The 22,933-nt window shown below is 54.3% G+C and carries 18 protein-coding genes and 1 riboswitch; of the genes, 5 read left to right on the plus strand and 13 right to left on the minus strand.

The genetic code is table 11. From position 1 onward, the window contains the following. Positions 1-523: 523 nt before the first annotated feature. Both murI and btuB read right to left on the minus strand, forming a co-directional pair. Positions 524-1,378 carry a glutamate racemase gene (murI, locus tag CTZ24_RS19485; protein ID WP_208724387.1) on the minus strand — a complete coding sequence of 285 codons (855 nt, stop codon included), beginning with the start codon at positions 1,376-1,378 and terminating at the stop codon, positions 524-526. Continuing rightward, positions 1,323-3,197, minus strand: a complete 1,875-nt coding sequence (gene btuB / locus CTZ24_RS19490) for a TonB-dependent vitamin B12 receptor BtuB (protein WP_208724388.1) — start codon at positions 3,195-3,197, stop codon at positions 1,323-1,325. Before btuB ends, murI begins: the two co-directional genes overlap by 56 nt. A 68-nt stretch (positions 3,198-3,265) precedes the next feature. Further along, positions 3,266-3,443, minus strand: a riboswitch (cobalamin riboswitch). Between the two features lie 115 nt (positions 3,444-3,558). Here btuB and trmA point away from each other — a divergent pair. Further along, positions 3,559-4,662 (plus strand): tRNA (uridine(54)-C5)-methyltransferase TrmA, encoded by a 1,104-nt coding sequence (gene trmA, locus CTZ24_RS19495; RefSeq protein ID WP_208724389.1) that lies wholly within the window; start codon positions 3,559-3,561, stop codon positions 4,660-4,662. Positions 4,663-4,694: 32 nt separating this feature from the next. Here the strand turns inward: trmA and CTZ24_RS19500 are convergent, their stop codons facing one another. Then, positions 4,695-5,051: a YijD family membrane protein gene (locus CTZ24_RS19500; RefSeq protein ID WP_208716880.1), complete on the minus strand. Its 357-nt coding sequence runs from the start codon at positions 5,049-5,051 to the stop codon at positions 4,695-4,697. Positions 5,052-5,069: 18 nt separating this feature from the next. Further along, entirely contained in the window at positions 5,070-5,714 is a 645-nt protein-coding gene (fabR, locus tag CTZ24_RS19505; RefSeq protein ID WP_208724390.1) for an HTH-type transcriptional repressor FabR, read from the minus strand. 193 nt (positions 5,715-5,907) lie between these two features. Between fabR and sthA the strand changes: the two genes are divergently transcribed. Further along, positions 5,908-7,308: a Si-specific NAD(P)(+) transhydrogenase gene (gene sthA / locus CTZ24_RS19510; RefSeq protein WP_013510973.1), complete on the plus strand. Its 1,401-nt coding sequence runs from the start codon at positions 5,908-5,910 to the stop codon at positions 7,306-7,308. Here sthA and oxyR read toward each other — a convergent pair. From oxyR to argC, 5 genes are all read right to left on the minus strand, one after another. Then, the gene (gene oxyR / locus CTZ24_RS19515) at positions 7,291-8,208 is read right to left on the minus strand and encodes a DNA-binding transcriptional regulator OxyR (RefSeq protein ID WP_013510974.1); all 918 of its coding nucleotides are present in this window, start codon (positions 8,206-8,208) and stop codon (positions 7,291-7,293) included. The genes sthA and oxyR overlap by 18 nt on opposite strands. A gap of 265 nt (positions 8,209-8,473) precedes the next feature. Further along, positions 8,474-9,847: an argininosuccinate lyase gene (gene argH / locus CTZ24_RS19520; protein WP_208724391.1), complete on the minus strand. Its 1,374-nt coding sequence runs from the start codon at positions 9,845-9,847 to the stop codon at positions 8,474-8,476. Between the two features lie 73 nt (positions 9,848-9,920). Continuing rightward, positions 9,921-11,138, minus strand: coding sequence for an argininosuccinate synthase (locus CTZ24_RS19525; RefSeq protein ID WP_208724392.1), 1,218 nt, complete (start codon positions 11,136-11,138; stop codon positions 9,921-9,923). Between the two features lie 24 nt (positions 11,139-11,162). Next, positions 11,163-11,939 carry an acetylglutamate kinase gene (gene argB, locus CTZ24_RS19530; protein ID WP_208724393.1) on the minus strand — a complete coding sequence of 259 codons (777 nt, stop codon included), beginning with the start codon at positions 11,937-11,939 and terminating at the stop codon, positions 11,163-11,165. An 18-nt stretch (positions 11,940-11,957) separates the two neighbouring features. Beyond that, a complete protein-coding gene (gene argC, locus CTZ24_RS19535; RefSeq protein WP_208724394.1) occupies positions 11,958-12,962 on the minus strand; it encodes an N-acetyl-gamma-glutamyl-phosphate reductase in 1,005 nt (334 codons plus the stop codon). 167 nt (positions 12,963-13,129) lie between these two features. Here argC and argE point away from each other — a divergent pair, with 167 nt between their 5' ends. Together argE and ppc are read left to right on the plus strand one after the other, a co-directional pair. After that, positions 13,130-14,278 (plus strand): acetylornithine deacetylase, encoded by a 1,149-nt coding sequence (gene argE / locus CTZ24_RS19540; RefSeq protein WP_208724395.1) that lies wholly within the window; start codon positions 13,130-13,132, stop codon positions 14,276-14,278. 244 nt (positions 14,279-14,522) lie between these two features. Beyond that, entirely contained in the window at positions 14,523-17,174 is a 2,652-nt protein-coding gene (ppc, locus tag CTZ24_RS19545) for a phosphoenolpyruvate carboxylase (protein ID WP_208724396.1), read from the plus strand. Positions 17,175-17,280: 106 nt separating this feature from the next. Here ppc and metF read toward each other — a convergent pair whose 3' ends face one another. The 3 genes from metF to metB all read right to left on the minus strand — a co-directional run bounded on the left by metF (position 17,281) and on the right by metB (position 21,990). Beyond that, complete coding sequence (gene metF / locus CTZ24_RS19550; RefSeq protein ID WP_208724397.1) at positions 17,281-18,174, minus strand: methylenetetrahydrofolate reductase; 894 nt, start codon at positions 18,172-18,174, stop codon at positions 17,281-17,283. 217 nt (positions 18,175-18,391) lie between these two features. Further along, positions 18,392-20,827 (minus strand): bifunctional aspartate kinase/homoserine dehydrogenase II, encoded by a 2,436-nt coding sequence (locus tag CTZ24_RS19555; protein WP_208724398.1) that lies wholly within the window; start codon positions 20,825-20,827, stop codon positions 18,392-18,394. 2 nt (positions 20,828-20,829) lie between these two features. After that, on the minus strand, positions 20,830-21,990 hold the full coding sequence (gene metB, locus CTZ24_RS19560; protein WP_013510983.1) for a cystathionine gamma-synthase: 1,161 nt from the start codon (positions 21,988-21,990) through the stop codon (positions 20,830-20,832). 277 nt (positions 21,991-22,267) lie between these two features. Between metB and metJ the strand changes: the two genes are divergently transcribed. Further along, a complete protein-coding gene (metJ, locus tag CTZ24_RS19565; RefSeq protein WP_013510984.1) occupies positions 22,268-22,585 on the plus strand; it encodes a met regulon transcriptional regulator MetJ in 318 nt (105 codons plus the stop codon). A gap of 79 nt (positions 22,586-22,664) precedes the next feature. Here the strand turns inward: metJ and rpmE are convergent, their stop codons facing one another. Next, on the minus strand, positions 22,665-22,880 hold the full coding sequence (rpmE, locus tag CTZ24_RS19570) for a 50S ribosomal protein L31 (protein ID WP_013510985.1): 216 nt from the start codon (positions 22,878-22,880) through the stop codon (positions 22,665-22,667). Between the last annotated feature and the right edge of the window lie 53 nt (positions 22,881-22,933).

Here is a 22,933-nt window from a genome sequence, read left to right on the forward strand (position 1 = left end):
TAGTTATCCCCCTCCATCGGGCAGATCCCCAGACATTACTCACCCGTCCGCCACTCGTCACCCAAGGAGCAAGCTCCTCTGTGCTACCGTTCGACTTGCATGTGTTAGGCCTGCCGCCAGCGTTCAATCTGAGCCATGATCAAACTCTTCAATTTAAAGTTTGATGCTCAAAGAATTAAACTTCGTAATGAATTACGTGTTCACTCTTGAGACTTGATATTTTTTAAGTCCGTAGACTTTTGATATCAATCCTGCGAGTGCCCACACAGATTGTCTGATAAATTGTTAAAGAGCAGTGCCACATTTCTCGTGTGGCGCGGGTTGCGTATATTACGCTTTCCGCGTTTTCAGTCAAGCATTTATTTTTGCTTTTCTGAAGGTTGCCACTTAAGGCGACCTCACCAACACATCGCTTCGTAAGCCGTTGTTCCGTGTCAGTGGAGGCGCATTATAGGGAGTTCTTTGAGGCTGACAAGCGCTAAATGCAAATTAATTTCTGAGTGCTGTTTTTTTCAACGAAACATCACAAAAGCGCCAGTTTTTCCATCAATGGGAAGCCATAACGTTGCAGAACCGGTGATAATTGCAGCACTTCTTCATTCATCTGCGTACAAAATGCCATGTTAGGCGCATCAGAAAGCGCAACAGGTGCCGCATGCTCCAACAACCAGGCGGTACGACGCGCAATTGCCGCGCCGGAATCCACCAGCCGCGTCCCTTCCGGCAACACCAACTGCAACTCGTCACGCAGCAGAGGAAAATGAGTACAGCCTAACACTACCGTATCGGGCGGCTCTTTCATCCGCAGCCAGGGTTGCACCACACGACGTACATCCTCCAGCAGTACCTCTTCACCGTGCAGCTTTGCCTCGGCCAGCTCTACCAATTCTGCCGAGCCCAGCATCTTGATTTGGCATTCGCGAGCGAATTGCGCCACCAGTTCGTGTGTATAAGGACGTTTTACCGTACCGCGTGTCGCCAGCAAACCCACTACCCCATTACGCGTTAAGCGTGCGGCAGGTTTAATGGCGGGCACCACCCCGACCACCGGGAAGCCAAACTTTGCACGCAGGGCTGGCAAAGAAACTGTACTGGCCGAGTTACAGGCAATCACCACCAGCGCCAGTGGAAAGCGCCGCGTAATCGCCTCAACGATCGCCACAACGCGATCGACAATATAGGTTTCGGTTTTTTCACCGTAAGGAAAACCTTCATTGTCGAAGGCGTAGAGATAATGGAGATTCGGCAGCAATTGCCGAATCTCCTCATAGACGGAGAGCCCACCGACGCCAGAGTCAAAAACCAGCACGGTGGGACGCAGATCAGAAGCTGTAGCTGGCGCTGAGGTAGTACTCCGTTCCTGGAGTTTGGTAGCCATACACTGTCTCGTAGTCTTTATCGAACAGGTTGGCAATTCTACCACGAACGGTGAGCTGAGAGGTGACCGGATACGATACCGCCAGATCCCATAAACTTACGCCGCCCAATTTAATGCGCTGTGCCGTATAGGAGTGGTTGTAATCGTTGTCGTAACGCTCACCGAGGTAGTGATAGGTGATGGACCAGTCGAAATTGAAGACCGTCCAGTCGAGCTGGTATTTCACCTGCTGCTTAGCACGACGCAACAATTGCTGATTGGTCTCGGCATCACGCGCGTCAACATAGTCATAAGAAACGGTATGACTCAGTGGACCGGTATCGAAAGACGCCGTGGCTTCCACACCTTTAATACGCGCTTTATCGATGTTGTAGTAAACATAGGTGTTCGGATCGCTATCAATCAGGTTATCGATGTCATTGCGATAGCCCGACACACGCCAGTTGACCGGCCCGGTTAAACCTTCAAAACCACTTTCCCACTGCTTGCTTTCTTCCGGCTTCAGATTTGGGTTGCCATAAGTCTGGCTATAAAGCTGGGCCAGATTCGGCGCTTTATAGGCGGTCGCGTAAGAGGCAAACACGCGATAACCATCAACAAACTCCCAGGCGGCGCTGCTCTGCCAGGTGTTATGCCAGCCAAAGGCATTGTTGTCATCTCCGCGCACGGCGCCTTCCAGCGTCACGCTACCAAACTGCTGTTGAGCGGTGGCGTATATACCGGTGTTACGTTGTTCCTGGCCTTCAACGGTAGAATTGGTGCCTGGTTCTGAGGTTTGTTTCTGCCAGTCAACACCGCCACTCACCGTACCATGCCCCACCTGTACCGAGTTGCCCCATTGCAGGTTGTATTGCTGGACATCATTCAGCGACGCCGTGGCGTCATATTTGCCAAGCTGTGGGCTGTAGTTGTAATCCTTGGTATGACTGTAGCTGGCAATCAGCTGCGATGAATAGATACCCTGGTTGAAGCGCAGTCCGGTATCCCAGGTCTGGCTGTAGAGCTGGCGGGTATCGACAAAGGTGTTGGGTTCCACATAAGTGGGATAGCCATCATAAGCGGTGCGGTTGTCAAAACCATAGCCGCGTACGAAACCGCTGAACTGATCGCTAAACTGATGCTCCAGCGAACCGTACAGCGTTTTGCTCATGAAACCGTCGCGGTCTTTCTGCGCCGGATCGCCATAGATGTCGGGCAGGTTTGCCACCACATCGTAGCCTTTGGTGTAGGTATAGTTGCCCGCCAGCGTCAGCTTAGTCGCATCGCCCAGTTGCTGCTGGGTAGAGCCATCGTAGCTCTGGTAGCCTTTCGACCCAACGCCTGCGGTCAGCGTGGTACCGTTTTTATCACGACCCGTGATGATGTTCACCACACCACCAATCGCGTCAGAACCATACACCGCCGAACGCGCGCCACGAATATATTCGATGCGTTGTACCAGCGAGAGTGGAATCTGGCTGAGATCGGACGATCCGGAAATGCCTGCCTGATTCAAACGAATACCGTCAATCAGAATCAGGACGTGGCTGGAGTTGGTGCCACGAATAAACATGGAGCTGCTTTGGCCCATGCCACCGTTTTGCGCAATATCCACGCCAGGCAGGCGACGCATCACATCCGTGAGGCTTTTTGCCTGCCAGCGGTCAATGTCTTCGCGGGTAACAACTGTCGTGGGCGCCAGCACGGAAGAAACTGGCTGTGAAAAACGATTAGCGGTAACGATTTGCGTATCATCATCCTGCTGGGCATAGCCAAATTGCGCCCAGAGGGACACCGCCGTTGCACTGAAGGCAAACAGCGAAGCATGTGTTTTTTTCATTGTTATAGCATCCAAAAGACAAAGCAGGATGCCGCAGGCATACGATCGATAGCACGCGATGACCGTACGAATTGCGACGTCACACCGGCAGGTCTTCGGGCTGAGAATCATTAATGGTGAAGACTTCCCATCCCGCAGGACAGTGTCTGCATCAGCAATCACCACGACATTCTTTACCGCTGCGCGTCAGCTCCAGATTCACACTGGATTCCCTTTTAACTCAAGGAGGCCGGCCGTCGCAGTCTACGGACAAGAAGGCCAGAAATCCAGACTTCCAGCCATCTTCTTTTGCACAAGGCTGGACAACAGCAATCGAATGCCTACAATCGCCCGGCAAGCAGGCTTATTACCAGGATTGAAGATGACACCCGAACAGCTCCCGATTGAACAATATGACGCGCAACTGGCAGAAAAAGTCAGCCGTTTACAGGCGATGATGGCACCGTTTGCTGCGCCAGAGGTTGAGGTGTTCCGTTCACCGGTCAGTCACTACCGTATGCGAGCCGAATTCCGCATCTGGCATGATGGCGACGATCTGTATCACATCATCTTTGATCAGCAGACCAAACAGCGTATTCGCGTCGATCAATTTCCGGCCGCCAGCGAGTTGATCAACCAACTGATGCCCAAAATGATCAACGCTGCCCGTGATAACCGTGCACTGCGCCATAAATTGTTTCAGATCGATTACCTGTCGACCCTCAGCAATCAGATCGTTATTTCCCTGCTCTACCACCGCAAACTGGAAGAGGAGTGGCAACTGGCAGCCAGCGCATTACGTGACGCCCTGCGCGCCGAAGGTTTTGATGTGCAGTTGATTGGGCGCGCGACCAAAACCAAAATTTGTCTCGATCGCGATTACATCGATGAGCGTCTGCCGGTGGCGGGCAAAGAACTGATTTATCGTCAGGTGGAGAACAGTTTTACCCAGCCGAATGCCGCGATGAATATTCAGATGCTGGAGTGGGCGCTGGACGTGACGCAAAACGCGCGCGGAGACCTGCTGGAGCTGTATTGCGGCAACGGTAATTTCTCCCTGGCGCTGGCGCGTAATTTCCGTCGTGTATTAGCCACCGAAATTGCCAAACCCTCGGTAGCCGCCGCGCAGTTCAACATCGCCGCTAACCACATTGATAACGTGCAAATCATCCGTATGGCCGCCGAGGAATTTACTCAGGCAATGAACGGCGTGCGTAGCTTTAACCGACTGGAAGGCATTGACCTACAAAGTTATCAATGTGAAACCATTTTCGTCGACCCTCCGCGTAGCGGGCTGGATGCCGAAACGGTCAAGATGGTGCAGGCTTATCCACGTATCCTCTATATATCCTGCAATCCACAAACGCTATGCGATAACCTCGCCACGCTGGCAGAAACCCATGAGGTTGCACGTCTCGCGTTGTTTGATCAGTTCCCCTATACCCATCATATGGAAAGCGGCGTACTTTTGACGCGCAAAGCCTAATAAAAAACGGGAACCCTGAGGTTCCCGTTTTTTTAATTCTTGTTCTTCGGTCGCTTAAAGCGCGTCGCAATCCAGAACACCAGCGCGACCATCAGGATGGTCGGGATAAAGTTGGAGCCAATATCCGGGTACTCCGCTCGCACCAGCGCGCTGTAGACCAGAATCCCCAACAGGAAAAACGCCGCCGCCAGTGACGGCATGCCGTCCGGCATATTACGGTTCAGGTAACGCTGATGCAGACACCAGGCCGCCAGGCCAAGGGCGATCAGCGGAAAAATTGAAAATGGTACAAATGCACTGAACAGCACCGAAAAGGAGCCGTTGATGGCCAAACCGGTGATAAAAGCCAGTAAAAGCGTTCCTTTATCGCGGGGGTTTTGCTCAATCATTTCATTATCCTTATCACATTACTCTTCGGGTTTTTCCAGTGTTACCGCCAGCCGTTCCTGCTCCCGGCGATACCAGTAATAAGCACCTTTGGCGATCATCCGCAGCTGTAGCACCAGACGGTCTTCCAGCTTGCGACGCTGTTCAATATCCACATCCAGCGCTTCCGCACCGGCGCTGAACACGATGGTGACCATCGCTTCGGCCTGTGCTTCGGTGAAGCTACGCGGCATGCGGTTTTCCAGCTCAAGGTAATCCGCCAGTTCGGCAATAAAGTGTTGAATTTCACGCGCTACAGCAGCACGAAACGCCGCCGACGTTCCGGAGCGCTCGCGTAATAAGAGACGAAAAGCGTTGGGATTGTTCCCGATAAACTCCATAAAAGTTGCAACAGAAGTTTTAATAATGCTTCCGCCTTTGGCAATGCGCTGGCGTGCCTGACGCATCAGCTGACGCAGCATCAGGCCACTTTCGTCAACCATCGTCAAACCCAGTTCATCCACATCCCGGAAATGACGGTAAAATGAGGTGGGCGCAATACCGGCTTCACGCGCAACTTCACGCAAACTCAGGCTGGCAAAACTCCTTTCTGCACTTAGCTGACTGAAGGCGGCTTCAATCAGTGTACGTCTTGTACGTTCTTTTTGTTGCGCTCTGACGCCCATTCTCTCTGCCTTGTGAGTAATCAGGCAGGCACTATAACAAACTTTTCAGCGTACAGCGGCGCAAAGTTTGTGACCGCCTGTTAACCTCACGCTTTGTCAAAAGTGGGCAAAAATCACTGATAGAATTCAGAAGTGCGCGGCGAGATGTTAGAATCTCGTTGTAAAAATGTATAGAAACATAGGACGTACTGGTATGCAAAAGTCTTACGATTACGATGCCATTGTGATTGGCTCCGGTCCGGGCGGTGAAGGTGCGGCCATGGGGCTGGTGAAGCAGGGAGCGCGCATCGCAGTGATCGAACGCTACCATAACATCGGCGGCGGTTGTACTCACTGGGGCACCATCCCTTCCAAAGCGTTACGTCATGCTGTCAGCCGTATTATCGAGTTCAATCAAAATCCCCTCTACAGTGATCATACCCGGCTTCTGCGTTCCTCCTTTGCGGATATCCTCAATCACACGGAAAACGTCATCAGCCAACAAACCGCAATGCGGCAGGGCTTTTATGAACGTAACCGCTGTGAGCTGTATCAGGGCGATGCGCATTTTGTTGATGCCAACACCATCGAAGTAGAGCAGCCAGATGGCACCCGCGAGCGCCTGACCGCAGAGAAATTTGTTATCGCCTGTGGTTCGCGCCCTTATCATCCGGCTGACGTCGATTTCACCCATCCACGTATTTATGACTCCGATTCGATTCTTAATCTGCACCATGAACCGGGCCACGTCATTATCTATGGTGCCGGGGTGATCGGCTGTGAATACGCCTCAATCTTCCGTGGGCTGAACGTCAAGGTTGACCTGATCAACACCCGTGATCGTCTGTTGGCGTTCCTTGATCAGGAGATGTCAGATTCGCTGTCTTACCACTTCTGGAACAGCGGCGTGGTGATTCGTCACAACGAGGAGTTTGAGAAGATTGAGGGTGTGAATGATGGCGTCATCATGCATCTTAAATCCGGCAAAAAAGTGAAAGCGGATTGCCTGCTTTACGCCAACGGCCGCACCGGTAATACCGATTCACTGGCGCTGGAAAATGTCGGTCTTGAGGCGGATGGTCGCGGTCTGCTGAAGGTCAACAGCATGTACCAGACGGCACAGCCTCATATCTATGCGGTCGGCGACGTGATTGGTTATCCCAGCCTTGCCTCCGCCGCCTATGACCAGGGACGTATCGCTGCTCAGGCCATCATGAAAGGTGAAGCGACGGCGCACCTGATTGAAGACATTCCTACCGGGATTTACACCATTCCGGAGATCAGTTCAGTCGGCAAAACTGAGCAGCAGCTGACGGCAATGAAAGTGCCTTATGAAGTGGGACGTGCGCAGTTTAAACATCTGGCGCGCGCGCAGATTGTCGGCATGAATGTGGGAAGTTTGAAGATTCTGTTCCATCGTGAAACCAAAGAAATCTTGGGAATTCATTGCTTTGGTGAACGTGCGGCAGAGATCATCCATATCGGCCAGGCCATCATGGAGCAGAAAAATGGCGGTAACACGATTGAATATTTCGTGAATACCACCTTTAACTACCCCACGATGGCCGAAGCCTATCGCGTAGCCGCGTTAAATGGCTTAAACCGCCTGTTTTAACGTGTTATCGAGATAAGCCTGCATATGGGTTTTAATTGCTTCTGCCAGCTGCTCATAGCGGCTGCGCAGAGGCGATCCCGGACGATACACCAGCGCGATGGTGCGCTGTGGTACCGGCTTGTAACAAGGCAGATAGCAAACGCCATCACGCACGCGCTGATTTGGCACCGCCAGCGACGGCAGTAAGGTGATTCCGCTCCCTGCGGCGACCATATTGCGCAGCGTTTCCAGGCTGGTAGCACGGAAATGAGTGTCTTCATCCGCACCGGCTTCAAAGCAGAAACCCATCGCCTGATCGCGCAGGCAGTGACCATCTTCCAGCATCAGCAGCTTTTCACCCGCCAGATCTGACATAGGAACACGGTCGCGATCGTGCCACGGATGATCCTCGTAGATCGCCAGTTTCATCGGTTCATCAAACAGCGGCACCTCAATAAAGGCTTCGCTCTCCTTCACCAACGCCAGAATCGCACAGTCAAGCTTGCCGCTGTCGAGTTGCGCCAGCAACTGCTGCGTCTGAGCTTCGTGCAGATACATCTCCAGCTTGGGGAAAGTCTGATGCAGCATCGGGATGATGTGCGGCAGCAGATAAGGGCCAGTGGTGGGGATAAGGCCAATATGCAGTGGCCCGGACATAGTTTCGCCCTGCTGGCTCGCCATCTCCTTCAGCACCTTGACTTCACGCAGCACGGTGCGAGCCTGGTCTACCAGCAGCAGCCCTGCCTGGGTAAACAAAACCTTGCGGCTGGTGCGTTCCAGCAACATAACGCCTAATTCATCTTCCAGCTTACGAATTTGTCCGCTCAACGTTGGCTGACTGACATGACAGGCATCCGCTGCACGGCGGAAATGACGATGCTCCGCAAGCGAAACCAGATACTCCAGATCACGAATGTTCATTGATATCCTCCGAACCACGATAGCCCGTGGCGATAGATAGAATAGCAATGAACGATTAGCCCTATCAAGCCACTGACAGGAATAATAAGTGCCATCAGAAGCAATATGAAAAAAGGCTGAAAGAGTACGGAGTAACACCTGCAATCAGTCTGACAAATCACTGAGCTGGCTGGAGTGCCTGCCCTTTGATGATGTGCCTATAACAAGATGAAATTCCGAAGCTAGAGGTTGGCGGGCTATATCATAGCCCGCTTTTTTTATTGGCTTACTTCAGACGCTGCTGCGCTTCCTGAATCGCCAGAGCTACCTGCTGCGGTGCCACGCCGCCACGGGCGTTACGCTTATCCAGGCAGGATTGCAGTGACAGGATCGGATAGACATCCTCTTCAATCGTCGCGCTGAATTGCTTCAGTTGCGCCAGGCTTAACGCTTCCAGCGCCACGCCCTGCTTAATCGCTTCCACCACCGCTTCGCCGACAATATGGTGCGCTTCGCGGAACGGTACGCCTTTGGCGACCAGATAATCCGCCAGTTCGGTAGAGTTGGCATAGCCCTGCTCCGCCGCTTCCTGACAACGTGGACGTTTCACCTGAATACCGTCCAGCACCAGCACTGACATATGCAGGCAATCCAGCCAGGTGTCGAGCGCGTCAAACAGCCCTTCTTTGTCTTCCTGCATATCTTTGTTGTACGCCAGCGGCAAGCCTTTCAGCGTCATCATCATACCGGTCAGCGCGCCTTGTACACGGCCACATTTGCCACGGATCAGTTCCAGCGCATCGGGGTTTTTCTTCTGTGGCATCAGAGAAGAACCGGAAGTGACTTTATCCGACAACTCGACAAACCCAGCTTCGCCGGTGTTGAAGAAGATCATGTCTTCAGCAAAGCGCGACAGATGCACCATACCGATAGAGGCATCAGACAGCAGTTCCAGCACATGATCACGGTCAGATACCGTGTCGAGGCTGTTGCGCGTGGCGGAGGCGAAACCCAACCAGCCCGCCAGTTGCTGACGATCGATCTCGTATGCAGTCCCGGCCAATGCGCCGCAGCCAAGCGGGCTGACGTCAAGGCGCTTCAGCGTATCCTGCAAACGGCTTTCATCACGCGCCAGCATTTCGACATAGGCGAGGCACCAGTGCGCAAAGGTCACCGGCTGGGCGCGTTGCAGATGGGTATAACCCGGCATCACTGCATCCTGATTGGCTTCGGCGGTGGCAACCAGCGCTTTTTGCAGCTCGCGAGTGGCATCCAACAGCACTGCAACCTGCTCTTTGCACCACAGTTTCAGATCGGTGGCGACCTGGTCGTTACGGCTACGACCGGTATGCAGTTTTTTACCCAGTGCGCCGACTTTGTCGATCAGCTTGCCTTCGACCCAGCTATGAATGTCTTCGGCATCGCTTTGCAGAATCTGCTCAGGATTGGCACGCACTTCGGCCAGCAACGCGTTCAGCGCCGCCTCCAACTGCTGCTGCTCGTCGCTGCTCAGAACATTAACCGTCACCAGCGCTTTTGACCAGGCGACGGAACCGATGATGTCCTGCTCCGCCAGGCGATAATCGAAACGCAGCGAATCATTGAATTGTTTGAAGCGTTGGTCTGCTGCCTGGGTAAAGCGTCCACCCCAAAGTGCCATCTGAATACTCCTGAATACGGTTAAACAAAGGGCGGCCCGTAGCCGCCCTTGAAACTATGTCGTTGGTGCGGAATTACTTCTTCTGCTCGTTCAGTGCACGGATGCGTGCAGACAGTGAGAACAGACGGATAAAGCCACCCGCGTGACGGTGATCGTACACTTCGTCTTCGCCGAAGGTCGCAAACTCTTCTGAATACAGGCTGTTGATCGATTTTTTCTGAATCGCTGTCGCCTGACCTTTGTAAAGTTGCAGAACCACTTCACCGTTCACCAGTTCAGCCAGGGACTCAGCCGCCGCCTGGATGGACTGACGCAGCGGCGCAAACCAACGGCCATCGTACACCACGTATGACATCTCCTGGCCCAGCTGCTCACGCCATTTGAAGCTGTCGCGATCCAGCACCAGCTGCTCAACGGCACGCAGCGCGTTAACCATAATGGTGCCGCCCGGGGTTTCATAGCAACCACGAGATTTGATGCCGACCAGACGGTTTTCCACGATGTCGATACGACCTACGCCGTGTTTCGCACCCAGCGCGTTCAGTTTTTCCAGACAGGCGAACGGACTCAGCTTCTCGCCGTTAACGCCAACCACGCGACCTTTTTCCACAGTCACGGTGACGTTTTCCGCCTGATCCGGTGCTTCCAGCGGGTCAACGGTCCACACCCAGCAATCTTTGTTCGGTGCGTTCCACGGGCTTTCCAGCACGCCACCTTCGGTGGAGATGTGCCAGGCGTTTTCATCACGGCTGTAGATTTTTTCCAGCGACGCGGTGGTCGGGATGTTGCGCTCTTTCAGGTAGTCGAGCAGCGCTTCACGCGAACGCAGGTTCCATTCACGCCACGGCGCCACCACTTTCAGCTGTGGTGCCAGTGCGGTGTAGGTGGTTTCGAAACGTACCTGGTCGTTACCTTTACCGGTTGCGCCGTGGCACAGGGCATCGGCACCCACTTTCAGCGCCAGCTCAACCTGCGCTTTGGCGATAATCGGACGCGCCATTGAGGTACCCAGCAGGTAGGTGCCTTCGTACAGCGCACCGGTTTGCAGCACCGGGTAAACGTACTCGCTGATGAACTCTTCGCGCAGGTCAACCACATGACATTCAGAGGCACCGGATTGCAGCGCTTTCTTCTCAACGCCTTCCAGATCTGCCGGGTCCTGACCGATATTCGCCACGAACGCGACCACTTCACAGCCGCCGTAGTTCTCTTTCAGCCATGGAATGATGGCAGACGTATCAAGGCCACCGGAGTAAGCCAGAACAATTTTTTTGATGCCTTGCGTTTGCATTTCGTAATCCTTGAATCAGTATCGTTAAGCGAGAATCCGGGTGCCAATCGACACGCCGTTGAAAAGAGTTGGCAGCTGTTCAGCATGACGCCAGCTGGCAATATCCACCGGGCGACCCAGAGTACGTGCCGCGTCCAGCGCTGCGTTAACTTTAACAATCATGCCATCGGTAATAATGCCCTGGGCGATCAGCTGTTCCGCTTTCGCGGCCGTCATCTCTGCGATGCGTTGACCTTTGCCATCGAGAATGCCGCTGACATCAGACAACAGTACCAGATCCGCACCAATGGTGGCCGCCAGCGCAGTCGCCGCCTGGTCAGCGTTGACGTTCATCAGATCGCCACCATCAGTGATCCCGATGGAACTGATCACCGGCATATAACCCGCGCCCAGCAACGTGTTGATCAATGCCGGGTTGCCCGGTGTGGCGTTACCGACGTGGCCCAATTCTTCATCAAACTGCGCCACATTTACCAGACCCGCATCACCCAGGCACAGGCCCACCGCGTTGATGCCATACTTCTTCGCCCAAGCGAGCAACGTTTTGTTCGCCGTACCCGCCAGAGCACCGGTAATAATGTCAATCTGATCGGCTGGCGTCACGCGCAAACCGTTCTTCTTTTTCACCGGCAGCGCGAGCTTCTTCATCAGCTCATCCACCAGGCAGCCGCCGCCGTGCACAATGATCAGCGGACGCTGATACTCGTTACGATACGCCAACAGCGCATCGAACAGGCGAGCCAGCGCTTCTTCGCTATCCAGCAGGACGCCACCCAGTTTAATAATCAGAGGATTGGTCATGGTTTACTTACTCGCCCGTTAAATCAGAGACAGTGTTTCGGGGAAGCCGAAACGAATATTCAGACACTGCACCGCCTGCGAAGAAGCACCTTTCAACAGGTTATCTTCTGCGGCAACCACAATCAGGTGCTCACCCTGCACGGCAAAACCGATATCACAGAATGGCAGGCCAACCACACCTTTCAACGCAGGCACACCTTTCTTATACAGACGCACCAGCGGTTTGTCGTGGTAGGCGTTATGGAAAGCTTCTGCCACGTCCTGTTCGCTGACGCCCGGTTTCAGGCGGCAGGTGACGGTAGCAAGAATGCCACGCGGGAAGTTGCCCAGATGCGGCGTAAAGATCACCGGCGTACCGAGATGGGCAACAATTTCCGGATGGTGGCGATGATTGAAGATGCCATAAGGTTGCAGGCTGACTTCACAGAAACTGGTAGTGACGCTGGCTTTACGCCCGGCACCGCTGACGCCGCTGGTCGCGTTAATCACCGGCCACTGGTCTTGATTCAGCAGGCCCGCTTCCACCAGCGGTTTCAACGCCAGTTGAGAGGCGGTCGGGTAGCATCCCGGTACCGCCACCAGCTGGGCTTCTTTGATTTTTTCGTGCTGCCATTCCGCCAGGCCGTAAACCGCTTTGTCCAGCCAGTCGCCGTGTTGATGGGTGAAACCGTAATATTGATTGTAGAAAGCACCGTCGTTAACACGGAACGCACCGGAGAGATCAAATACCACGCAACCGGCTTTCAGGAATTCCGGCGCCAGATCGTGACTGACTTCATGTGCGGTGGCGAGGAACACCACATCGACTTTATCCGCCCACTCAGCGGCATCGCTCAGCGGCTGCAATGGCAGGTCGACAATACCTTTCAACTGCGGATGCAGGTCTGAAAGTAACTTTCCGGCATCCGGGCTTTGCGCTGAAACCGCTAAAGCGGTTATGTTCATATGCGGATGGCGATTCAGGTAGGTGGCAAGCTCTACGCCAGCGTAACCACTGGCACCAACGATCAGCGTATTCAACATCAGGCTGTATACCTTATTACAGTCACACGTTCCGGGTCGCGGCCTTGCCCCGTTGCCCACGATGCCGTTTGCACAGATTTACTGTTCACATGCAGACGACGTTAATGTATTTTTATTCACTATTAATGCATGAATATTGATACATCCTAACCCAAGGACCGTCAACAGTGAAGACAAAATTACCACCTTTTATCGAACTCTACCGCCAGCTGATTGCCACACCATCAATCAGCGCCACCGACGCCGCGCTCGATCAGAGCAATGAAACTTTAATCAATTTGCTGGCGGGCTGGTTTCGCGATCTTGGCTTCGATACTGAAGTGCAACCTGTACCGGGTACACGGCATAAATTTAACCTGCTGGCGCGCACGGGTTCCGGCGCGGGTGGTTTATTATTAGCAGGCCATACCGACACGGTTCCGTTCGATGATGGCCGCTGGACGCGCGATCCCTTTACCCTGACTGAGCATGACAACAAGCTTTACGGTTTAGGCACGGCAGATATGAAAGGCTTCTTCGCCTTTATTCTGGATGCGCTGCGTGACGTAGACGTGACCAAACTGAGCAAACCGCTCTACATTCTTGCCACCGCCGACGAAGAGACGACGATGGCAGGTGCGAAGTACTTCGCTGAATCCACCCAACTGAGCCCGGACTGCGCCATCATCGGCGAACCGACTTCGCTGAAACCGGTACGCGCGCACAAAGGCCATCTCTCCAATGTGATTCGTATTCAGGGACAATCGGGCCACTCCAGCGATCCCTCACGCGGCGTGAACGCCATTGAGCTGATGCATGAATCCATCACCCAATTGATGCAGCTGCGTAATACGTTGAAAAGCCGTTACAACCATGACGGTTTTGCCATTCCGTACCCGACCATGAACTTTGGCCATATTCACGGCGGCGATGCCGCTAACCGTATTTGCGCCTGCTGCGAACTGCATATGGATATTCGACCGTTACCGGGGTTAACCCTGAGTGATCTGGATGGTCTGCTGAATGAAGCGCTGGCTCCGGTGAGTGAGCGTTGGCCGGGTCGTTTGACCGTCGGTGAACTGCATCCGCCGATTCCGGGTTACGAGTGCCCGGTCGACCATGAACTGGTGAAAGTGGTGGAAAAACTGCTGGGTACGCCGACCGAAGTGGTGAACTACTGCACCGAAGCACCGTTTATTCAGCAACTTTGCCCAACGCTGGTGTTAGGCCCCGGTTCTATCAATCAGGCCCATCAGCCTGATGAATTTATTGATACCGCATTTATTAAGCCAACCCATGCGCTCATCACGCAGGTTGTCCATCATTTTTGTCACTGATGGACAATCGATGGGGCATTTCACTGTTTAATCAGCAAAATGCCCCGTCAATGTTCGGGATTTGATAATAAGAATAACTTATCTCGCTTCGCTCTGGTTAAATTCTTTGAATTTCCAGCATTTAGCAGCGAAATTTCGTCAGTTTAAGGCAATTGACGAACAGAGCGATACGTGGCTAGATAAAAGACGAAGTTATGCCCGTTGGGTATATGAATTAAAAAGACGATAAGGGTGTCAGGGTCACATGAACGAACAATATTCCGCAATGCGAAGTAATGTCAGTATGCTCGGCAAACTGCTCGGGGATACGATAAAGGATGCACTGGGAGAGAACATCCTCGATAAGGTGGAGACCATCCGCAAACTCTCTAAGTCATCCCGTGCCGGAAATGACACTCATCGTAAGGAACTGCTGTCCACGCTGCAAAACCTGTCCAATGACGAGTTGCTGCCGGTGGCGCGTGCATTTAGCCAGTTCCTGAATCTTACCAACGTGGCTGAACAATATCAGACCATTGCGCGCAGTGGCGAAGGTGCCAACCACCCGGAGCTGCTGAAAAGCACCTTCGATCGCCTGAAGCAGCAGAAAGACCTGAATGAGAGCGATATCCGCGCGGCGATTGAGTCACTGTCGCTGGAGCTGGTGCTGACTGCGCACCCAACCGAGATCACGCGTCGGACGCTGATTCATAAGCTGGTTGAGGTGAATAGCTGCCTGCAACAGCTCGACCATAGCGATATCACCGAATATGAATACAACCAGGTGATGCGCCGTCTGCGCCAACTGGTTGCCCAGGCCTGGCACACCGATGAAATTCGTAAATATCGCCCGACCCCGGTTGATGAAGCCAAATGGGGCTTTGCCGTGGTGGAAAACAGCCTGTGGGAAGGCGTACCGGCGTTTCTGCGCGAGCTGAACGAGCAGGTTGAAGAAACCTTTGGTATGCAGCTGCCAGTGGATTTTGTCCCGGTACAATTTACCTCCTGGATGGGCGGCGACCGCGACGGCAACCCGAACGTTACCGCTACCATCACGCGACAGGCTATGCAGCTCGGCCGCTGGAAAGCTGCCGACCTGTTCCTGCGTGATGTCGGCGTGCTGATTTCCGAGCTGTCAATGTCCGAGTGCAGCGACGAAGTACGTGAACTGTGTGGCGACCCGGAAGCGCTGGAACCCTACCGCGTGATTCTGAAACGCATCCGTAGTCAGTTGATGAGCACCCAGGCCTTCCTGGAGCGTCGTCTGAAAGGCGAGCGCGTGCCACGTCCTGCTGATTTGCTGGTGTCCAACGATCAGCTGTGGCAACCGCTGTTTGCCATCTATCAGTCACTGCAACAATGCGACATGGGCATCATCGCTAATGGTCAGCTGCTGGATACGCTGCGCCGCGTGAAGTGTTTTGGCGTGCCGTTGGTGCGTATCGATCTGCGTCAGGAGAGCACCCGTCATACCGAAGCGATTGCCGAAGTGACGCGCTATCTCGGCCTCGGTGATTATGAAAGCTGGTCAGAAGCCGACAAACAGGCTTTCCTGATCCGTGAACTGAATTCCAAACGTCCCCTGCTGCCACGCCAGTGGGAGCCGAGCGATAATACCCGCGAAGTGCTGGATACCTGCAAAGTGGCAGCCGAAGCGCCGCAAGGCTCGATTGCCGCTTACGTCATCTCTATGGCAAAAGTGCCATCCGACGTGCTGGCGGTGCATCTGCTGCTGAAAGAAGCCGGTATCACCTACGCCATGCCAGTGGCACCGCTGTTTGAAACGCTCGACGACCTGAACAACGCCAACGACGTGATGAGCCAGCTACTGGGCATCGACTGGTATCGCGGCTTTATTCAGGGCAAGCAGATGGTGATGATTGGTTATTCTGACTCCGCGAAAGATGCTGGCGTGATGGCCGCAAGCTGGGCGCAGTATCAGGCCCAGGACGCGTTAATCAAGACCTGTGAAAAAGCCGGTATCGCCCTGACGTTGTTCCACGGACGCGGCGGTTCCATTGGTCGTGGTGGCGCACCGGCGCATGCTGCGCTGCTGTCGCAGCCGCCGGGTAGCCTGAAAGGTGGCCTGCGCGTGACTGAACAGGGTGAGATGATCCGCTTCAAATACGGCCTGCCGGAAGTGACTATCGCCAGCCTGTCGCTGTATACCGGTGCGATTCTCGAAGCCAACCTGATGCCGCCACCGGAGCCAAAAAGCGAATGGTGCGACATTATGGACGGTCTGTCGGCTCACTCCTGTGCGATGTACCGTGGCTATGTACGTGAAAATCCTGATTTCGTTCCCTATTTCCGCTCTGCAACGCCGGAACAGGAACTGGGTAAACTGCCATTGGGTTCACGCCCGGCCAAACGCCGTGCCACCGGTGGCGTGGAGTCGCTGCGCGCGATTCCGTGGATTTTTGCCTGGACGCAGAACCGTCTGATGCTGCCAGCCTGGCTGGGTGCCGGTGCGGCAATCCAGAAAGCGATGGAGCAAGGTCACCAGGATCAACTGGAAGCGATGTGCCGCGACTGGCCATTCTTCTCCACCCGTCTTGGCATGCTGGAGATGGTGTTCTCGAAAGCCGACCTGTGGCTGGCAGAATATTATGATCAGCGTCTGGTGGATAAATCATTGTGGCCGCTGGGCCAGCAACTGCGTGACCAACTGGATGCGGATATCAAAGCAGTGCTGACCATCGCCAACGATGCGCATCTGATGGCGGATCAGCCGTGGATTGCCGAATCCATCGCGCTGCGTAATGTCTACACCGACCCGCTGAACGTGTTGCAGGCTGAATTGCTGCACCGTTCGCGTGCGCAGGAAGAGCGTGGTGATGCGCCGGATGCGCGTGTTGAGCAAGCGTTGATGGTGACTATCGCGGGTGTCGCAGCGGGTATGCGTAATACCGGTTAAGCAGACATATCAAGGGGCTTCGGCCCCTTCTTGATGTGGCCCGTAGCGGCGCGATTTATCGCGCATGGGATTGCGCGATAAATCGCGCCGCTACGAGTTTGTATGACTAATTATGATGAGGTCGTACACCCAGGGTGTGGCAAATCGCGTAGCTCATCTCCGCACGGTTCAGGGTGTAGAAGTGAAAATCTTTCACCCCTTCACGCGACAGGATTTTCACCATATCCATCGCAATGTTCGCACCGACCATTTTGCGCGTTTCCGCGTCATCATCCAGCCCTTCAAACATCGCGTTCATCCAGCCCGGCACACGCACGTTAGTCATGGTGGCGAAGCGTTGCAGCTGCTTGAAGTTGGACACCGGCAGAATGCCCGGCACGATTTCCACATCGATACCGGTCGCCACACAACGGTCGCGGAAGCGCAGGTAGCTTTCGACGTCGAAGAAAAATTGCGTGATGGCACGGTTAGCACCGGCATCAATCTTGCGTTTCAGGTTGATCAGGTCTGCCTGTGCGCTTTTCGCTTCCGGATGCACTTCAGGATAGGCGGCAACCGAGATATCAAAATCGCCCACATCTTTCAGCAATTCGACCAGATCAGACGCGTACATATCCGGTTTACCGCTACCCGGTGGTAAATCGCCGCGCAGCGCGACGATATGGCGAATGCCGCTGTTCCAGTAATCGCGCGCGATGGTGCGTAACTCATCACGCGTGGCATCGATGCAGGTCAGATGCGGTGCTGCTTCCAGGCCGGTGCGCTCTTTAATGCCCTTGATGATGCTATGGGTACGGTCACGCTCGCCCGAGTTGGCACCATAGGTAACCGAAACAAATTTCGGCTTCAGGCTGCTAAGACGGTCAATAGAGTTCCACAGGGTTGCTTCCATTTCGCTGGTACGTGGCGGAAAAAACTCAAAAGAGACATTAATTTGCCCGTTCAGCTCAGCCAGGCTTTGATTCAGCGCTTCGCGCTGATTGGCATGAAAGAAACTCATCCTGTTACCTCACCTTCACACATCGATTATTTGTGGTTTTCGAACATCCATACGTTTAGACGTCCAGATGCACAAAATGAACGATTCCCGACTTAGCGTCAACTGAAAATTAATGTCCAGGCGTGACAAATATTCAACCAACATGAAGGAATTTCACGATGGTGGGAAAAAAATGAAAAATGCAGACGGCCCGTCACCGTCTGCATCATAAGGCGGGTTACAGCAGTTGCGCGAGGCGGTTAATATCCGACTGGATGGCTCCGGCGGTGACATCACGCCCGGCACCTGGCCCACGAATGACCAGCGGGTTATCACGATACCAACGACTTTCAATGGCGAACACGTTATCGCACGGCAGCAGCGCCGCCAGCGGATGTTCCGGACGCACCGCTTCTACGCCAACACGCGCTTTGCCATTGGCATCGAAACGCGCGACATAGCGCAGCACCAGCCCCATCTCCTGTGCTGCTTCCAGACGCTGGATCATCTGATCATTCAGTTCATCAGCATTCTCAAAGAAGTGATCAATCGATTCGCCTTCGCAGCTGGCGGGTACCAGCGACTCCACGCGAACCTGGTCTGGTTCGATGTTATAGCCCGCTTCACGCGCCAGAATCACCAGCTTGCGCATCACATCCTGACCGGAGAGGTCAACGCGTGGATCCGGCTCGGTCAGCCCTTGCTGCCACGCCTGATCCACCAATTCGGTAAACGGCACGGTGCCGTCAAACTGCAAAAACAGCCAGGAGAGCGTCCCGGAGAAGATGCCGCTGATGGCGAGAATCGAATCACCGCTTTCACGCAAATCGCGCACCGTATAGTTCACCGGCAGACCCGCACCCACGGTGGCGTTGTACAACCAATGGCGGCCGGTTTTGGTGAAAGCATCACGAATCTGTCGCCAACTCTGGCTGTTCGACGCACCAGCCACCTTGTTGGCGCTGATAACGTGGAAGCCGTGGCTGGCAAAATCGAGATACTGCTGCGCCAGCGGCTCACTGGCGGTAACGTCCAGCACCACCAGATCATCAAACGGATGCGCGCACATCCACAGGAACAACGACTCTTCATCGCGCTCCTCGGCTTCATCATCAAAGAAAGCCAGGGCGCGGCTGGCATCAAGACCGTCGTAGCTCAGCAGGCTGCGGCGACTGTCTGCCACCCCTGCCAGCACAAATTCGAATCCGGTGCGTGCCGACAGCGTCTCCTGCTCGCGCGCAAACAACTCCAGCCAGCGGGAGCCGATATTGCCTTTACCAAACAGCATCAGGCCAATACGCTTTTCGGCGCGAAACAGCGACTGATGTAGACCCTGAATCAGATGCTGGGTCGGGCCGACACGCAGTACTGCCACGATGCTGATATGTTCTTCTGACTGCCAGACAAACTCCACCGGCTGGTCTTTAATTTGTTGCCAGAAACGATGGCTGTGCAGGGGGTTACGCGTGACTCCCGCTCCCACCAACGCTACCAGCGCTAAACCATCACGCAGTTGCAAATGGCCAGGCAACGCCGCGTCCTGCAACAGGTTAAAGGCGCTGTTCACCACTTCCGAGGTGTAGCACAGTTGCAGCAACTGGCGATCAGGATGGGTACCCACCGCTAATGGACGCAATTGTGCGCGCTTCAGCAGCAGATCGATTTCTTTATTCAGGGTGGCGAAATCATGGCTGTTGGGGATCTGGATTTCAATCAGGCAGACGTCATCGTGGCTGGTGACAATGCGTGCGCCCGTGCCCGAGGCCAGCACACGCTCAATGCGCGTCGAACCCTGTTCCGGCTGGTAGCTACAACGCAGTTGCAGGTCGATATCGCTATTCGACACCGGCTGCAAGGTACGGGTATGCAGCACCGGTGCAGCCAGACGTGCCAGTTCACTTGCCTCATCGAGGCGCAGCAACGGTAACAGGCAAGCATCCGACACCTTGCGCGGGTCAGCGCTATACACCCCGGCCACGTCGCTCCAGATGGTTACGCGTCCGACACCGGCCAGCGCACCAATCTGCGTGGCGGAATAGTCCGAGCCGTTACGGCCCAGCAGCACGGTTTCACCGGCATCGTTACGGCTGATAAAACCGGTTACTACCAGGCGCTGATGCGGATGCTGTGTCAGCAGCGCCTGCAACAGCGGCAAGGATTTTCCTTCATCAACCTGCGGTTGCGCGGCACGCTCGGCACGCAGAAAATCGCGGGCATCCAGCCATACGGCTTCGATATCACGCTGGCTCAGCACCGCCGCCATCAGCCGTGCTGACCAGATTTCACCGTGCCCTACCACCTCGGCGTATACCGCGTCGGTAATGGTGCCATCCAACAGCGCCGCCAGTTTTTCCAAATCACGAATAAAAGTCGCGGTGAGGGTTTCTGCCATTTCAGCCGGTAACAGCGATGCAATCAGCTCGCTGTGAAAACGCCGTAACGCCTGTTGCACCTGGTGCGCTGACAACCGATCGCTCTGGCTCAGCTTGAGCCAACTGATCAGCTGGTTGGTGGTGCTGCCTGCGGCAGAAACCACCATCAAATCGCCCGGCTGGCTGTAATCCGCCATGATGCTGGCAACGCGTTGATAGCAACGGGTATCGGCCAGGCTACTGCCACCAAATTTATGCAACTGCTTACTGGTCGGCGTTCCCGCGCCTGCTGAAATCGTCATGGTTACCCCTCGGCTGCGATCCTGAATGCATTATCCAGATCGGCGATTAAATCTTCGTGATCTTCAATTCCGACAGAAATACGTAGCAACGTTTCGGAAATTCCCGCTGCGGCACGCGCTTCGGCCGACATGCCGGCATGCGTCATGGTGGCGGTGTGCGATATCAGGCTCTCAACACCACCCAGTGACTCAGCCAGCGTGAACAGCTGCAACGCTTTGAGGAAACGGCGCAGGCGCGCTTCGTCGGCGTCCAGCTCGAAACTTAACATGGCACCAAAGCCGCGCTGTTGACGTACCGCATACTCGTGACCGGCATTTTCCGGCAGGGAAGGATGATACAGTTTTTTCACCAACGGTTGTTGCTTTAGGTAATCAACAATTGCCAGCGCATTGCGCTGTGCGGCCGCCATACGCGGCCCCAGAGTACGCAGGCCACGCAGCAGCAGATAGCTGTCGAAGGCCGCACCGGTTACACCAATGTTGTTGGCCCACCAGGCAAGGTCCGTCGCCAATGCCGGATCTTTAGCAATCACCGCACCCGCCACCACATCGGAGTGGCCATTCAGGTATTTGGTGCAGGAGTGAATCACCAGGTCGGCACCCAGCGCCAGCGGGTTTTGCAGTGCCGGGCTGAGGAAGGTGTTATCCACCACGCTGATGGCACCCGCTTCACGCGCGGCCTGACAAATCGCGGCAATATCCACCACGCGTAATAAAGGATTGCTGGGGCTTTCCACCAACACCAGCTTCGGTTTTTCTGCCAGAGCCGCCTGTAACGCCGCTTTATCGCCCTGATCGACAAACTTAACCCGGTACGCGCCGCGCTTGCTCAGGCTGTCGAACAGACGATAGCTGCCGCCATAGCAATCGTGCGGTGCCACCAGCAAATCACCCGGCTTCAGGAACACGGTGGTCACCAGATGAATCGCTGACATGCCGGTATTGGTTAATACCGCACCTGCGCCACCTTCCAGTTCTGCCAGCGCACGTTGCACCACGTCACGCGTCGGGTTACCACGACGAGAGTAGTCATGGGCGCGTGGCTGGTTGAAGTCAAGGAAGTTATAGGTGCTGGAGAGGTGAATCGGTGGGACAACGCAGCCATATTGCTCGTCATCATTCAAACCGCTGCGTACTGCGATGGTTGCCTGTTTACGCGTCATGGTGCTTACTGTTCCTGAAGAGTAAAAAGAAGAGGCAACAGGATAGCATTCCGACAATAGACGTCAATACATCTGGACATCTAAATGTCTTTGCGTATAGATTGAGCAAAGCATCAATACCCGCTAAAATTACGCGTCATCGCCTGGTGTTCAGCGCGCTTTCTCCGGGAAAGTGATGTTTAAGCATAAAACCTGCATTTTCAGGGGTCAGGCACCAAGAAATCGGGCATAATCAACGGATTTCCCCACATTCCACTTTTATTGATTAAGGTAACCCATGGCTGAATGGAACGGCGAATATATCAGCCCTTACGCTGAGCACGGTAAGAAGAGCGAGCAGGTCAAGAAGATCACGGTATCTATCCCGCTGAAAGTGCTGAAAATTCTAACGGATGAGCGCACCCGTCGTCAGGTTAATAACCTGCGTCATGCCACCAACAGTGAACTGCTGTGCGAAGCCTTTTTGCATGCCTTCACCGGCCAACCTCTGCCGGACGACGTAGATCTACGTAAAGAGCGTAGTGATGAGATCCCGGAAGAAGCGAAGAAGATCATGCGTGAGATGGGCATCAATCCCGATACCTGGGAATACTGACGCCAGAAACAAAAAAACCCAGCCGAAGCTGGGTTTTTTCTTGTAGCCGACACCCACAGGCGTCGACGACAAACAAATCTTATTTCTTGCTGGTCGGCAGGCTGAAACGCTTGTTGAAGCGATCAACACGGCCACCGGTGTCAACAACACGCTGCTTACCAGTGTAGAACGGGTGGCATTTGCCGCACACGTCCAGGTTCAGGTTGTGAGCCATAGTAGAGCGAGTATTGATCACGTTACCGCAAGAGCAAGTGATGGTCACTGCTTCGTATTTCGGGTGAATACCTTGTTTCATGGGAGAACCTCATAAAAGGCCGTGTCGCTCTCCGTGCCAGGCTATACCTGCAC

The sequence above is a fragment of the Pantoea phytobeneficialis genome (assembly GCF_009728735.1).
Classification (GTDB): domain Bacteria; phylum Pseudomonadota; class Gammaproteobacteria; order Enterobacterales; family Enterobacteriaceae; genus Pantoea; species Pantoea phytobeneficialis.

Excerpts from the sequence above, each read along its gene's own strand:
- metF (WP_208724397.1), bottom strand. The coding sequence starts at position 18,174 with ATGAGTTTCTTTCATGCCAATCAGCGCGAAGCGCTGAATCAAAGCCTG.
- argC (WP_208724394.1), bottom strand. The coding sequence starts at position 12,962 with ATGTTGAATACGCTGATCGTTGGTGCCAGTGGTTACGCTGGCGTAGAG.
- ppc (WP_208724396.1), top strand. The coding sequence starts at position 14,523 with ATGAACGAACAATATTCCGCAATGCGAAGTAATGTCAGTATGCTCGGC.
- metJ (WP_013510984.1), top strand. The coding sequence starts at position 22,268 with ATGGCTGAATGGAACGGCGAATATATCAGCCCTTACGCTGAGCACGGT.
- oxyR (WP_013510974.1), bottom strand. The coding sequence starts at position 8,208 with ATGAACATTCGTGATCTGGAGTATCTGGTTTCGCTTGCGGAGCATCGT.
- metB (WP_013510983.1), bottom strand. The coding sequence starts at position 21,990 with ATGACGCGTAAACAGGCAACCATCGCAGTACGCAGCGGTTTGAATGAT.
- CTZ24_RS19555 (WP_208724398.1), bottom strand. The coding sequence starts at position 20,827 with ATGACGATTTCAGCAGGCGCGGGAACGCCGACCAGTAAGCAGTTGCAT.
- trmA (WP_208724389.1), top strand. The coding sequence starts at position 3,559 with ATGACACCCGAACAGCTCCCGATTGAACAATATGACGCGCAACTGGCA.
- argB (WP_208724393.1), bottom strand. The coding sequence starts at position 11,939 with ATGACCAATCCTCTGATTATTAAACTGGGTGGCGTCCTGCTGGATAGC.
- rpmE (WP_013510985.1), bottom strand. The coding sequence starts at position 22,880 with ATGAAACAAGGTATTCACCCGAAATACGAAGCAGTGACCATCACTTGC.
- CTZ24_RS19500 (WP_208716880.1), bottom strand. The coding sequence starts at position 5,051 with ATGATTGAGCAAAACCCCCGCGATAAAGGAACGCTTTTACTGGCTTTT.
- sthA (WP_013510973.1), top strand. The coding sequence starts at position 5,908 with ATGCAAAAGTCTTACGATTACGATGCCATTGTGATTGGCTCCGGTCCG.
- fabR (WP_208724390.1), bottom strand. The coding sequence starts at position 5,714 with ATGGGCGTCAGAGCGCAACAAAAAGAACGTACAAGACGTACACTGATT.
- murI (WP_208724387.1), bottom strand. The coding sequence starts at position 1,378 with ATGGCTACCAAACTCCAGGAACGGAGTACTACCTCAGCGCCAGCTACA.
- btuB (WP_208724388.1), bottom strand. The coding sequence starts at position 3,197 with ATGAAAAAAACACATGCTTCGCTGTTTGCCTTCAGTGCAACGGCGGTG.
- argH (WP_208724391.1), bottom strand. The coding sequence starts at position 9,847 with ATGGCACTTTGGGGTGGACGCTTTACCCAGGCAGCAGACCAACGCTTC.
- CTZ24_RS19525 (WP_208724392.1), bottom strand. The coding sequence starts at position 11,138 with ATGCAAACGCAAGGCATCAAAAAAATTGTTCTGGCTTACTCCGGTGGC.